Origin of the sequence: Bradyrhizobium yuanmingense (assembly GCF_029167105.1) — a bacterium.
Taxonomy (GTDB): domain Bacteria; phylum Pseudomonadota; class Alphaproteobacteria; order Rhizobiales; family Xanthobacteraceae; genus Bradyrhizobium; species Bradyrhizobium yuanmingense_A.
Genome location: NZ_JARFML010000012.1, coordinates 120,965 through 133,105, shown reverse-complemented (window position 1 = coordinate 133,105; position 12,141 = coordinate 120,965). Strand labels below are relative to the sequence as shown.

The window sequence follows — 12,141 nt, the reverse complement described above, 5'->3', positions numbered from 1 at the left end:
CGCATTGCTCGTGATGATGGGTGCGGTTGCGCAAGGCGCGCTGCTGCATGCGGAAATGAGGTGCTAGGCTCCCGACACAGAACATCAGGGAGCGAAGGCCGATGGCAGCAAGCGGTGTGCCCGCCAACACGAGCGGGCTGTTCGTCGATCCACGTGAGGACTGGCTCGCGCTGCATCGGGAGGAGATCATCGATCCCTTGCGGCCGATCGTCGATCCCCATCATCATCTGTGGAATCGCGGGCACCGCTATCTGATCGAGGAGATGGCCGCCGACATCGCCTCCGGTCACAACGTCATCGCCACCGTCTATGTCGACTGCCGTTCAATGTATCGCGCGCATGGGCCGGAATCATTCCGCCCCGTGGGCGAGGTCGAGTTCGCCAACGGCGTCGCCGCCATGAGTGCGAGCGGTGGATACGGCAAGGCCGCGATCTGCGCCGGCATCGTCGGCCATGCCAATCTGCTGCTCGGCGACGCTGCAAAGGGCGTGCTGGAAGCCGAGATCGCCGCAGGCAACGGCCGCTTTCGCGGCATCAGGCATTCCTCGGCCTGGGATGAAGATCCTGTCGTCGCCGGCATGTATGCGAACAGGCCGAAGGGATTGTTGCAGGACCCGACCTTCCGCAAAGGCTTTGCCTGCCTCGCCCCCCTCAAGCTCAGCTTCGATGCCTGGCTGTTCCATCCGCAGATCGGCGAGCTCACGGCGCTGGCGCGCGCCTTCCCCGACACCAGGATTGTGCTCGACCATTGCGGCGGCCCGGTCGGAACCGGCCGCTTCGCGGGCCGGCGCGAGGAGGTGTTTGCGCAATGGCGCGCCTCGATCCGGGAGATCGCGACATGCGAAAATGTGGTGGTGAAGCTCGGTGGTCTCGCGATGTGCCTGCTTGGCTACGACTTCCATTTGCGCGAGAGGCCGCCGACATCCGAGGAGCTTGCCGCGGCCTGGCGGCCCTATGTCGAGACCTGCATCGAGGCGTTCGGCCCGAAGCGCGCGATGTTCGAAAGCAATTTCCCCCCGGACAAGGGCCAGTGCAGCTACCAGGTGATCTTCAACGCCTTCAAGCGCATCACCTCAAAGGTGAGCGAGGCCGACAAGACGGCGTTATTCTCGCAGACCGCGATCGACGTCTACCGGCTCGAGCTGCCGTCATGATGAAAAGAGGGGCCGGGACCTTGATCCCGACCCCTCTTCGTCGTGGCCGCTGGGAAGCGTCCTTGAAACCCTGGTGTCCGCTTAGCCGGCGCCCATCAGCGAGGCCGGACGGCGCTCGCCGGTGGAGGCGAACATCTTCTTCAGCTTGTTGACGACGCGGATCAGGAAACCGATGATCACCGGATTGGTCTTGCGGCAGAAGGCGATCTTCTTGACATGGCCTTCGACATGCCATTTGGCATGCGCGCCGTCGCGGAAGAAAATGACGTCGCCGGGGCCGTAGCGCTTGGGCGGCATGCCGTCGCTCTCGAGCACGATCGATCCTTCCATGATCATGATCGTCTCGTCGATGTCGTAGTACCAGTTGAAGCGGCCTTCGGTGCAGTGCCAGATGATCGTCTGCGCGGTGCCGTCGGCGCTGGTCGACAGGACGCGGGAGCGGGATACCGGATTGCCCTCGATGATCCAGGACGGCTCGATCGGCCGCAGCTCGAGGTCCACATTGCAACTACCGATTTCAATCAATGTGCGCGACATCTGCTTCCCCAGAAGATATAAGTATGAATGGCCGGGTCTCGGCCCGGATTGCTTCGAAAGAAGTTGGGACGCTAGTAGGCTGCTTTTAATTCTTTCTTACATGGCACTCGACAATCGGCCCCGAGTTGCGGATGCGTTACGGTTAACGTCACGATTTCCTCTGCGAATTCGCACACATGAACCTAGCTTGTCCGGGGTGCGACAAAGTGCGCGAAGTCTTGAGAAGGAGCCGCACCGATGCCCCTCACGCCGGAGATTCTGACAGCCAACAGCGAGGTCGTCGCCAGGCTCCGCAGTCTCGACGTCTCCTTCGAACCGGACGAGGAGCCCTGGTTCACCATCGACGGCATCGAAAGCCCGCGGCACATCGGCAGTGACGGCTCCGGCAGCGCGTTCGTGCTGCTGCCGTCGCAGAATGTGCTCTATGTCTCGTCAGAGGGCCGCGCGGGCATCATCGCGGAAAGTTTCGATGCATTGATCCAGCTTATCTCTGCCCGTCCCTACTGGCGCGACATCCTCAAATTCTCCGGGGGCGGCGACCTTGCAGAGATGCGCCGTGCGGCGGATGCGCTGGAGGCAAGGCTCCAAGACGAGGATGACGTCAGCGAGGCCCGCGAACAGATCCGCGGCGCGCTCGCCCTGGCGGAGGCGGACGATCCGGTTGGCGCGCTCTACGAGGCGGTGGCGGCGTCCGACGCGATCGTGCGGGCCACCGACGGCAGCCCGTTCACGACGCTGTTCAACCGCTTCAGCATCGACATAGCCCGACCCTGCGCACCGCGGCGGCGTGAGGGGGAAGGCTGTCGCGAAGACGTTCACCTCTCCCCAGCGGGGAGAGGTTGACCACATCCTGGGCTGCCTATTGGACCAAAATCTAGATTACGACTTCGCCCATTCGCCCTTGCGGAAGACGGGCACCTTGCTGCCGTCGGCCAAGATGCCGTCGATGTCGGTCTCGGCCGAGCCGATCATCCAATCAATATGGATCAGGCTCTGGTTGCCGCCTTGCGCCGCGATCTGCTGTGGCGTGAGCTGGGCACCGTTGATGAAGCATTTCGAATAGCACTGGCCGAGCGCGATGTGCGAGGCGGCGTTCTCGTCGAACAGCGTGTTGTAGAACAACAGCCCGCTCTGCGAGATCGGCGAGGAATGCGGCACCAAGGCCACCTCGCCGAGGCGCCGCGCGCCCTCATCGGTATCGAGCACCTTGTTCAGCACCTCGGCGCCGCGCGAGGCCTTGGCGTCGACGATCTTGCCGTCCTCGAACCGCACCGCGATGTTGTCGATCAGCGTGCCCTGATAGGACAGCGGCTTCGAGCTCACGACGTGGCCGTAGACGCGGCGGCAATGCGGCGTGGTGAAGACCTCTTCGGTCGGGATATTGGCGTTGCAGCTGATGCCGTTCTTGGACAGCGAGGCGCCGCCTTCCCATTCGTGGCCGTCGGCAAGGCCGATGGTGAGATCGGTGCCGGGACCCGAGTACTGAAGCGCGCGGAAACGCTGGCCGTTGAGCCAGTTGGTGCGCTCGCGCAACACCGCATTGTGGCTCGCCCAATTGCTGATCGCGTCCTCGCGATCGACACGGGACGCGGCGAAAATCGCGTCTGCGAGCTTGCCGACCGCAACGTCCTCGGGATCGTTCGGGAACACCAGCTTCGCCCAGGACGCGCTCGGATAGGCGATGATATTCCAGTTGGTGTCGAAATTGACGATCTTCTCCAGCGCAGGCTGATAGGCCATCGAATTGGCCTTGCTGGCGCGCGCCACCTTGGAAGGATCCTCGCCCGATAGCAACATCGGGTTGTCGCCGACGATGGCGAGCCGTGCAGTGTTGTCGGAGAACGCCTTGGCCATGCCCTCGTAGAGCCAGCCGGCGGCACGATCGAAACTGTTGTCGTGGCCGTGGCGGTAGCGCGCCAGCGTCATCTCCTCGTCCGACAGGATCGGCGTCACGAGGCCGGCGCCGGCCTTGTAGGCATGCACGGCGATCCGCCGCACCAGCGGCAGCGCGATCGCGGGCGCCGTCAGAAGCAGATCCTGTCCCGGCCGCAAGCCCAGGCCCACTTTCACCGCCACCTCGGCCAGCCGGTCGAGCTTCGCCGGATCGATGGGGGTGGAAGGAATGCGTTGATCAGTCATGCCGGGCCCTCTGCCGAAAGTCGCTCATTCAATTTAAGTCTAACATCGCGGGGCACAAGTATGCGAGCGTCTTGCGCCCTTGGAAAGATACGCAGTTTCACGCATTTTGGTTTTCAACGCGTTGCCGATGCCAGCACCCGGTCGACCATGGCGGGCGCAAGGCCGAGGTAATTTTTCGGTGAAGTGAGCACCTCGATTGTGGCACGATCGATGCGGCTCGATATCCGTGAATCTGCGGATAGCGCGTCAGCAAGGCTCATTCCCTTCTCGTTGGCCTGACGGCAGGCGTCGTAAACGACGTCGTGCGCCTCCTGCCGGCCGATCTGCGGGGCGAGGCCCATCATGACCGCTTCGGCCACAATCAGGCCGCGGCTGATGGCGAGATTGTCGTTCATCTTCGCCTCGTCCACGATGAGGCCTGCGAGCGCGAACTTCGCCTGGTGCAGCGCGCCGGCGGCCAGCACGAAGCTTTCGGGAATCGCCATCCATTCCGCGTGCCAGGGGCCGGTGGCACGCTCGAAATCCTGCACCATGGCGTCGAGCATCAGGCCGGCGTGCTGGCGCACCGCCTTGGAGGCCGCAAGCATCAGCTCCGAGGAGATCGGATTGCGCTTCTGCGGCATGGTCGAGGAGGCGCCGCGCCCCTTGACGAAAGGCTCATAGACCTCGGCGAATTCGGTCGAGGCCATGATCATGATGTCGAGCGCGATCTTGCCGAGAGAGCCGGTGACGAGAGCAAGGAAGTTCACGGCTTCGGCAAAGCCGTCGCGCGCGACGTGCCAGGTCGAGGCGGGAACGCCGAGCTTCAGCTCGGCACAGAGCGCCTCCTGCACCTCGAACCCCCGGTCGCCGAGCGAAGCCAGCGTACCGGCCGCACCGGCGAACTGGCCGACCAGCACACGCGGCTTTAGCTGCACCAGCCGCTCGGCGTGGCGATCGAACATCGCGAGCCAGATCGCGGTCTTGTAGCCGAAGGTCACCGGCAGCGCCTGCTGCAGATGGGTGCGACCCGCCATCGCAGTGTCGCGATGACGCTTCGACAGATCGGCGAGGATCTTGCGCAGCTCGGCGATGTCACGTTCGACGATCTCGAGCGCGGCGCGCAGTTGCAGCACCACGGCGGTGTCCATGATGTCCTGCGTGGTGGCGCCCCAATGCACGTAGCGGCCCGCCTCGCCGCATTGCTTCACCATCTGATGCACCAAAGGCAGGATCGGGTAGCCGACGACATCGGTCTCCTGCCTGAGCAGATCGAAGTCGAGCGCGCCGATGTCGGTTCGCGCCGCGATCGCTGCGGCCGCCTCCTGTGGGATCACACCGCACTTCGCCTCCGCCTTCGCCAGCGCCACCTCGACCTCGGCATAGCGTGCGACCGTCGCGACGTCCGAGAACACCTCGCGCATCTCAGGCGCGCCGAAGGCGTCGCGAAACAGCAGGGAGTCGATCACAGTGGTGGCGGCAGGGAAAGCAGGCATGGGCGATTCTTTGTGATTGGTGTTTTGTGTGGGCGACAGCTTACGCAGGCCGCGCAGCTCGGCAATGGACATTCGCAGCTTCGCCACACATTCGTCCTGCCCGGCAAGCGCGCGCCATCGCCCGTGATCCTGAGGTGCCGGAGCGAGGCGGAGGCCTCGGAGGCTGGTTCACAGCCTGCACCTCGCACCTCAGCATGACGGGTTGATCGCGGTGGGAGATCTCGGCGGCCCCGACTGCAACATTCGAGCTGCGGATGTATTCCCCTCGGAAAACCACATGGCTGCCATCACGCGATTGCGATGAACCAAACGCCCCCTTCGGCAGACACACGATCTTTCGACCCAAATTTCATTTTGTTTGTTTGCCCGATTTCGCAATGAGGCCCGAGTTTTCGACGTGCAGTTTCTGTTCCGGGACCACCTTCTCGATACCGACCGGCGCGAGCTGAGCCGCGAGCAGGTTCCCATTGCCGTGGAGCCGCAGGTTTTCGACCTCGTCGTCCACCTCATGCAGAACCGCGACCGGGTCGTCAGCAAGGACGAGCTGATCGACAAGATCTGGCACGGGCGCAGCGTCTCCGAATCCACCCTGACCAGCCGGATCAACGCGGCGCGCAAGGCGATAGGCGACGATGGCGCGAGTCAGTCGCTGATCCGCACCATCACCCGCAAGGGTTTTCGCTTCGTCGGCGACGTCCAGACACAAATCGGCGCGGTCGCGCCGGAGCCGGTCCGGATCGGCCCGTCCCAGGCCACCTTCGCGCTGCCGGAGCGGCCCGCGATCGCCGTGCTGCCCTTCACCAATATGAGCGGCGAGGTCCAGCAGGATTATTTCTCCGACGGTATCAGCGAGGACATCATCACGGCGCTGTCGAAGCTGCGCTGGTTCTTCGTCATCGCGCGCAACTCCTCCTTCGTCTACAAGGGCCGCGCCGTGCACATCCACGAGGTCGCGCGTGAGCTCGGGGTGCGCTACGTGGTCGAGGGCAGCGTGCGGCGGAGCGGCGAACGGGTGCGCATCTCGGCCCAGCTCAACGACGTCTCGACCGGCAGCCATCTCTGGGCCGAACGCTACGACCGGGAGCTCGCCGACATCTTCGCCGTGCAGGACGAGATCACGGAAGCGATTGTCGCCGCCATCGAGCCGCAGCTCTATGCCGCCGAAAGCTTCCGGGCCCAGCAGAAGCCGCCGGGCAGCCTGGATGCATGGGACCTCGTGATGCGCGCGCTGTCGCATTATTGGCGCATCACCCGCGAGGACAACGCCGCCGCGCAGAAGCTGCTGGAAGAAGCGGTGGCGGTCGATCCCGCCTATGGCAAGGCGCTCGGCCTGCTCGCCACCAGCCATATCTTCGGCGCGCATATGGGCTGGGCCGACATGGCTGCCACCGTGCCGGTCGCCGAACGTGCGGCGCTCGCTGCGGTGGAGGCCGATCGCGAGGATGCCTGGGCCCATCACGGCCTTGCTTACACCTACCTGTTCCGCCGTCGGTTCGACGACGCGCTGGCTGAATTCGAGCTGGCCTTGCGGCTCAATCCGAATTTCGCGATGGCGCATGCCTTTCACGGCGTGACGCTGTGCTATGCCGGACGATGGCAGGACGGCGATGCCGCCGCCCGCCGCGCGCTGCGGCTGAGCCCGCGCGACCCGCTCGCGGCAATCTATTGCGGGGTTGCGGCTTATGCCCGGTTCGTCGGCCGCGACTACGCGGGCGCCGTGCAGATGGCTCGGGAATCGATGCGCCAGCGCGGGGATTTCGTCGGCGCCCACCGCGTGCTGACGGCCGCCGCCGGCATGCTCGGCGATCCCGCCCTCGCGGCATCCGCCCTGGAAGGCCTGCGCCGCGCCCAGCCCGAGGTCTCGCTTGCCTGGATCACGCGCGAGCTGCCGATGCTGCGGGAAGACGATCTTGCGCATTATCTCGAAGGGCTGCGGCGCGCCGGATTGGCGTGACGGTCGCGCCAGGATGCCGGCGCGGCTGCTCCGTTTGCAGCCACGATCGCAGCGTCAGGCTAATCGTCGTCAGGCCCGAACAGCCTGAACTGGGAGAAGCCGCCGCGCGGCCGGCTCCCGGCATCGCGCGCATCGGAATCCTCGCGGATGTTGCGCGCGACGTCATCCCAATCGGTGCGGTCGCGCATGCCGCGCGGCTCGCGGGACTCGTAATATTGGCGGCGCTCGCCCCACCGTTCGCGACGCTCGGCGCGGCGCCGTTCGGACGCGGCGCGCTTCAGATCGGAATCCCTCGCCTTGGCATAAGCGTTGTTCAACGAGGCCGATGGCTCGGTCGAGGCCTGCTGCTCGGCAGGCTTTGCGGCCTGTTGCGCAGCGGCGGGCTTGGGCGGCTCGACTGCAGCGGCTTGGGAGGGCTGCGGCGCCGGTGCGACATTCGCCTGCGTGGTTTGGGTGTCGGGCTTTGCCGCTTCAGGCTTTGCTTCGGCCTGCGCGGGCGCGGCGATCATCGCGCCAAAGGCTTGCGAGCCGGTGAGATAGTTCACGCGCTCGGAGGGAGCATTGGTGCGCGCCGGCGTGGGAGTTGCTGCGCGCTGCGCCACCTTGCTGGTATCGGGCCCCTGCTTGGACGCAACCGGATTCATGATGTTGCCGGCAACAATGCCGCCACCGAGACCAATGGCGATGGCCGCGACGATGGTTCCGGCACCGACAAAATAGGCTGTCGAAGCGCGCATTCATCCACTCCCTTTCGGAGCGGGCAACGCGTGGGGATTGCCGGATGTTCCTGACAAGCCGCGGCTCCTCGACGAGGAACCGCGTTCATTCAGATCTGCTGCGCGACCTTCTCGAGCCCGATGAGACGGGCGAGCTTGCGCACTTCTTCCTTCTGGTCGTCGCGAAGCTGGAACAACAGCGGCATCGCGGCCGACTTCAGCTGCTGCACCTCGTCGCAATTCGGATCGATCTGCGCGCTGGGCGGCGCATTGGGATTCGACAGCCTGTTCGCCTGGATCTTGCGGGCGACGTTGCGCAGCGCTGTCTCGACCGAGGGCCAGTAATATTCCTGGGACGAGGAGAGTTTCAGGCGATCCCTGATGCCCGCGATCTGCACGTCGGACAGCAGCGAATAGGATTTTTGCGGCTGCGGCTTGGCGACGACTTTCGGCTTGGCTGGAACTTCGATGGCCGGAACCTCGGTCGCGGCGGGCGCCTCGTGCGCGCTCGGCTTCGGCATCGGGAAATCGGATGGCGTGGCGGCGGCGAAGGCCTGACGCAGCGGCTCGGTCAAGACCGGTGCCTGCGCCAGCTTGTCGGCGGCAACCTGGACCGGCTCGATCGCGGCCGAGGCCAGCGCGAGCGTCGGAACCAGACGGTCGGCCTTGGCGGCGCGGTTGGTTGCGAGCGGCTTGGCTGGGGGCGTCTCGGCGATCATCTCGGCGCTGACGCTGGGAACGCTGTCGCGGCCGAGGATGGCGGTGGTGGCGGCGCCGAGGACGAGGAAACAGGTCAGCGCGACGATGGTGATGGCTTTGGACAAACGTCTCTCCGCGTCCGACTTCAAGTCCACGTGATCACTGCTCGGAAACTGGGCGATAATTAAGGCTGAACCGTGCCATTGCAGCGGCAATCGCGCGGACTAAGGCGACATCGCCCGGAAACCCCCAACGAAATCAGGCTGCTGCCGCAAGGTCATAGGCATCCTGGATGTCGGCGACGATCTCCGAGGCTTCCCAGACCGCGCGCGGCTCGACCGATTGCAGCGTCACCGTCCAATTGCCGCCGCGGCGGGTCCGGGGGACGCTGACGATGTCAAACCGGACGTTGCGGCACAGCGGGTGGCGGGCCAGCGCATGGGCGACGCGGACGCGGATCTCGTCCAGGGTCGCAGCCGTTTTGCCGTTGAGATAATTGAAGTCCATCGCCTGTCCCTCTCGTCCTGATTGGCGGCCACAAGAGGGATTCTTGGCTGGCGATGGTTAATCCGCCGTTAAGTGGGATGGGCCGGATGGATGCGGGATTAACCCTGCCCGATCCCCTGTGGGAGAGGCGACGACGCTACCGCCCACCCGCCTCCCGATATTCGGCGATGGTCTGCGCAACGAGATCCTCGACCGCGAGCACGTCGGTGACACCCGAGGTCGAATGCCCGCCGCTCCAGATATCGCGCCAGCGCTTGGGGCGGCTGTCGCGGGCGGCGACGTCGATATCCTCAGTGATATTGATCGCGCCGCGCGCCGGCAGATTGTCGGGATCGAGCCCGGCGGCCGCGATCGATGGCCTCAGCATGCTGGTCTGCAAGCCCGTGAACGCGGTGGTGAGCAAGATGTCGTCGGCGCTGCTCTCGACCAGCATCTGCTTGTGACGCTCGTCCGCCATGCTCTCACGCGTCGCGATGAACTTCGTGCCCATATAGGCGAGATCGCAGCCGAGCACTTCGGCGGCACGCAGCGCGCGACCGTCGCTGATTCCGCCCGCGAGCACGATGATGCCGTCGTAGAATGCGCGCACCGCACGGACGAAGGCGAACGGGTTGAGCCAGCCGGTCTGGCCGCCGGCACCGGCAGTGAGCAGGACCAGCCCGTCCGCCCCCGCTTCCGCGGCGCGTTCGGCATGGCGGATCGAGGCCACGTCCGCCAGCACCAGCGCGCCGGCGTCGTGCAGCGGCTTCAAGACTGGCGCCGGCGAGCCGACCGACGTAATGACGATCTCCGGCTTGTGCCGCAGCAGCACGGCGAGATCCTGCTCCAGCCGCGCATTGGAGCGGTGGACGATCAAGTTCGGGCAAAGTGGCGCTGCCTTTCGCCCGGTTTGATCTTCATGCTGCCGCAGCCGCAGCTTGATTTCGGTGAGCCATTCATCGAGCTGTTCCGCGCCACGGCAATTCGCTGTGGGAAAGCTGCCGATCACTCCGTTGCGGCAGGCTGCGATCATGAGCTCGACGCCCGATACCAGAAACATCGGCGCCGCGATCAGCGGCAGAGCAAGACGATCGCGGAAGCGTTGCAGTCTATCCGATGGCATGCATGCCTCCCTCGCGCGGGCTTTGTGGTTTCCTCCCGCAGTCCCTGTGCTAGCGTCGTCAGCAACATTGGCACGCCACAAGCCGGTGACAAAGCAACGAGGAAACATATGCCTGATCCGCTCCACGCATCATCCCCGGCTTGTGCGCAGACGCTACGGGCGCTGTCGCGCTATCCCGACCGCATTGCTTTCGCCTGGCCCGAGGGATCGCTGAGCTATCGCGGGGCCATCGACCTGATCGGACGGATCCAGGGCGTGTTCATGCGGCTCGGCTTGCAGCCCGGCTCCCGCGTAGCCTTCCTCACCGCGAACCGCGCCGACAGCTGGTGCGCCGGCGTCGCCGCCCAATTGGCCCGCCTCTGCATCACCTGGCTCCACCCTCTGGGCTCGCTGGAGGACCAGCTGTTTCAGCTCGAGGATTCCGAAGCCGAGATGCTGGTGGTGGATGCGGCCGCCTTCCGCGACCGCGGCGGCGAGCTCGCCGCGAGGGCCGGCCGGCTCAAGGCGGTCTTCACCATGGGACCGGCCGGCTACGGCGTCGATCTGCTGGCCGCGGTCGAGAGTGCGGGCCACGCCAGCGCACAGTGCCTCGCCGGCTCCGACGATCTCGCCACACTGAACTACACCGGCGGCACCACCGGAAAATCCAAGGGCGCGCTGCGCTATCACCGCGAAAATGCCGGCGCCGCCGGCGCGATCCTGGCCGACTTCGAGATCCCCGAGGCTGCGCGCTACCTCACGGTCGCGCCGATCAGCCATGTCGCGGGCACGAAGGTGCTGCCGACCCTGATGCGCGGCGGCACCGTACACATGCTGAAAGGCTTCGATCCCGAAGCCGTGCTGTCAACGATCGCACGCGAGCGCATCAACTTCACGCTGTTCGTTCCGACCATGATCTATGTGCTGCTCGATCAGCCCGCGCTCGGCAAGACCGACCTCTCCTCGCTCGAGCTTGTGCTCTATGGCGCCTCCGCGATGTCGCCGAGCCGACTGCTGGAGGGCATCGAACGCATCGGCCCTGTGTTCTCGCAGCTCTACGGACAGACCGAATGCTATCCCGTCTCGGTGCTGCGCAAGGCCGATCACGATCCCAAGCGGCCGCAGCTGTTCCTGTCCTGCGGCTTCCCGATCGCGGCCTGCGAAGTCAAGATCCTCGACGACAACGACCAGGAGGTGAAGACGGGCGAGGCCGGCGAGATCTGCGTGCGCGCGCCGCATGTGATGGCGGCGTACTGGAAGCGGCCCGACATCACCGCCGAGACGCTGAAGAACGGCTGGGTCCACACCGGCGACATCGCGCGCCAGGACGAGTGCGGCTACATGTTCATCCTCGACCGCAAGAAGGACATGATCGTCACGGGCGGCTTCAACATCTTCCCGCGCGAGGTCGAGGACGTGCTGTCGCAGCACGCGGACGTGGCGATGGTCGCGGTCGTCGGCATTCCCGACGAGAAGTGGGGCGAAGCCGTCACCGCCATCGTCGTCCCGCGCGAAGGGACGAAGCCCGATCCGGACGAGCTGATCAACCTGGTCAAGACGCGAAAGGGCTCGGCGCATGCGCCCAAGCAGATCCAGTTCGTCAAGCAATTGCCGATGACCGGCGTCGGCAAGGTCGACAAGAAGGCGCTGCGTGCGGGCTTCTGGAGCGGGCGGGACCGGATGGTGGGGTAAATACCCCGGAATTCTACGGTGTCGTTGTTGCTTCGGCACCACAGCCCGCAACGGAGTCTGCGACGGCGATGCCCGCGCAATTGCCGGCGAATCAGGGAATCAACTAGACCGCTGACGGGGCTGGGAAGCGGAGAGTGAAATGAGAGTCGCTTCCCTGGAAAGTGCAGTCGCCGCGATCACGTTGATC

General features: G+C 65.2%; 11 protein-coding genes. 4 read left to right on the top strand and 7 right to left on the bottom strand.

The features are described from left to right. The first annotated feature begins 101 nt into the window (after positions 1–101). Positions 102–1,154 carry an amidohydrolase family protein gene (locus tag P0R31_RS17720; RefSeq protein ID WP_275515179.1) on the top strand — a complete coding sequence of 351 codons (1,053 nt, stop codon included), beginning with the start codon at positions 102–104 and terminating at the stop codon, positions 1,152–1,154. Positions 1,155–1,235: 81 nt separating this feature from the next. Here the strand turns inward: P0R31_RS17720 and P0R31_RS17715 are convergent, their stop codons facing one another. After that, positions 1,236–1,691, bottom strand: a complete 456-nt coding sequence (locus P0R31_RS17715) for a cupin domain-containing protein (RefSeq protein WP_275515178.1) — start codon at positions 1,689–1,691, stop codon at positions 1,236–1,238. A 237-nt stretch (positions 1,692–1,928) separates the two neighbouring features. On the opposite strand from P0R31_RS17715, the gene P0R31_RS17710 reads away from it, so the two are divergent. Then, positions 1,929–2,534, top strand: a complete 606-nt coding sequence (locus tag P0R31_RS17710) for a hypothetical protein (RefSeq protein WP_275515177.1) — start codon at positions 1,929–1,931, stop codon at positions 2,532–2,534. A 36-nt stretch (positions 2,535–2,570) separates the two neighbouring features. On the opposite strand, the gene P0R31_RS17705 is transcribed toward P0R31_RS17710, so the two are convergent. Both P0R31_RS17705 and P0R31_RS17700 read right to left on the bottom strand, forming a co-directional pair. Then, a complete protein-coding gene (locus P0R31_RS17705; protein WP_275515176.1) occupies positions 2,571–3,830 on the bottom strand; it encodes an aminopeptidase in 1,260 nt (419 codons plus the stop codon). Positions 3,831–3,943: 113 nt separating this feature from the next. Next, the gene (locus P0R31_RS17700) at positions 3,944–5,305 is read right to left on the bottom strand and encodes a class-II fumarase/aspartase family protein (RefSeq protein ID WP_275515174.1); all 1,362 of its coding nucleotides are present in this window, start codon (positions 5,303–5,305) and stop codon (positions 3,944–3,946) included. Between the two features lie 397 nt (positions 5,306–5,702). Between P0R31_RS17700 and P0R31_RS17695 the strand changes: the two genes are divergently transcribed. Further along, positions 5,703–7,259 carry a winged helix-turn-helix domain-containing tetratricopeptide repeat protein gene (locus P0R31_RS17695; protein ID WP_275515173.1) on the top strand — a complete coding sequence of 519 codons (1,557 nt, stop codon included), beginning with the start codon at positions 5,703–5,705 and terminating at the stop codon, positions 7,257–7,259. Between the two features lie 59 nt (positions 7,260–7,318). Here P0R31_RS17695 and P0R31_RS17690 read toward each other — a convergent pair whose 3' ends face one another. The 4 genes from P0R31_RS17690 to P0R31_RS17675 form a co-directional block, all read right to left on the bottom strand. After that, a complete protein-coding gene (locus P0R31_RS17690; protein ID WP_275515172.1) occupies positions 7,319–7,996 on the bottom strand; it encodes a hypothetical protein in 678 nt (225 codons plus the stop codon). A gap of 89 nt (positions 7,997–8,085) precedes the next feature. Next, the gene (locus P0R31_RS17685; protein ID WP_275515171.1) at positions 8,086–8,799 is read right to left on the bottom strand and encodes a hypothetical protein; all 714 of its coding nucleotides are present in this window, start codon (positions 8,797–8,799) and stop codon (positions 8,086–8,088) included. A 133-nt stretch (positions 8,800–8,932) separates the two neighbouring features. Further along, positions 8,933–9,181, bottom strand: a complete 249-nt coding sequence (locus tag P0R31_RS17680; RefSeq protein ID WP_036021252.1) for a hypothetical protein — start codon at positions 9,179–9,181, stop codon at positions 8,933–8,935. Positions 9,182–9,317: 136 nt separating this feature from the next. Next, on the bottom strand, positions 9,318–10,283 hold the full coding sequence (locus P0R31_RS17675; protein ID WP_225156687.1) for an NAD(P)H-dependent flavin oxidoreductase: 966 nt from the start codon (positions 10,281–10,283) through the stop codon (positions 9,318–9,320). 108 nt (positions 10,284–10,391) lie between these two features. Between P0R31_RS17675 and P0R31_RS17670 the strand changes: the two genes are divergently transcribed. Further along, positions 10,392–11,954, top strand: coding sequence for an AMP-binding protein (locus tag P0R31_RS17670; protein ID WP_275515167.1), 1,563 nt, complete (start codon positions 10,392–10,394; stop codon positions 11,952–11,954). Positions 11,955–12,141: the final 187 nt, after the last annotated feature.

Coding starts and splice junctions, on each gene's coding strand:
- P0R31_RS17720 (WP_275515179.1), top strand. CDS start 102: ATGGCAGCAAGCGGTGTGCCCGCCAACACGAGCGGGCTGTTCGTCGAT.
- P0R31_RS17715 (WP_275515178.1), bottom strand. CDS start 1,691: ATGTCGCGCACATTGATTGAAATCGGTAGTTGCAATGTGGACCTCGAG.
- P0R31_RS17710 (WP_275515177.1), top strand. CDS start 1,929: ATGCCCCTCACGCCGGAGATTCTGACAGCCAACAGCGAGGTCGTCGCC.
- P0R31_RS17705 (WP_275515176.1), bottom strand. CDS start 3,830: ATGACTGATCAACGCATTCCTTCCACCCCCATCGATCCGGCGAAGCTC.
- P0R31_RS17700 (WP_275515174.1), bottom strand. CDS start 5,305: ATGCCTGCTTTCCCTGCCGCCACCACTGTGATCGACTCCCTGCTGTTT.
- P0R31_RS17690 (WP_275515172.1), bottom strand. CDS start 7,996: ATGCGCGCTTCGACAGCCTATTTTGTCGGTGCCGGAACCATCGTCGCG.
- P0R31_RS17680 (WP_036021252.1), bottom strand. CDS start 9,181: ATGGACTTCAATTATCTCAACGGCAAAACGGCTGCGACCCTGGACGAG.
- P0R31_RS17675 (WP_225156687.1), bottom strand. CDS start 10,283: ATGCCATCGGATAGACTGCAACGCTTCCGCGATCGTCTTGCTCTGCCG.
- P0R31_RS17670 (WP_275515167.1), top strand. CDS start 10,392: ATGCCTGATCCGCTCCACGCATCATCCCCGGCTTGTGCGCAGACGCTA.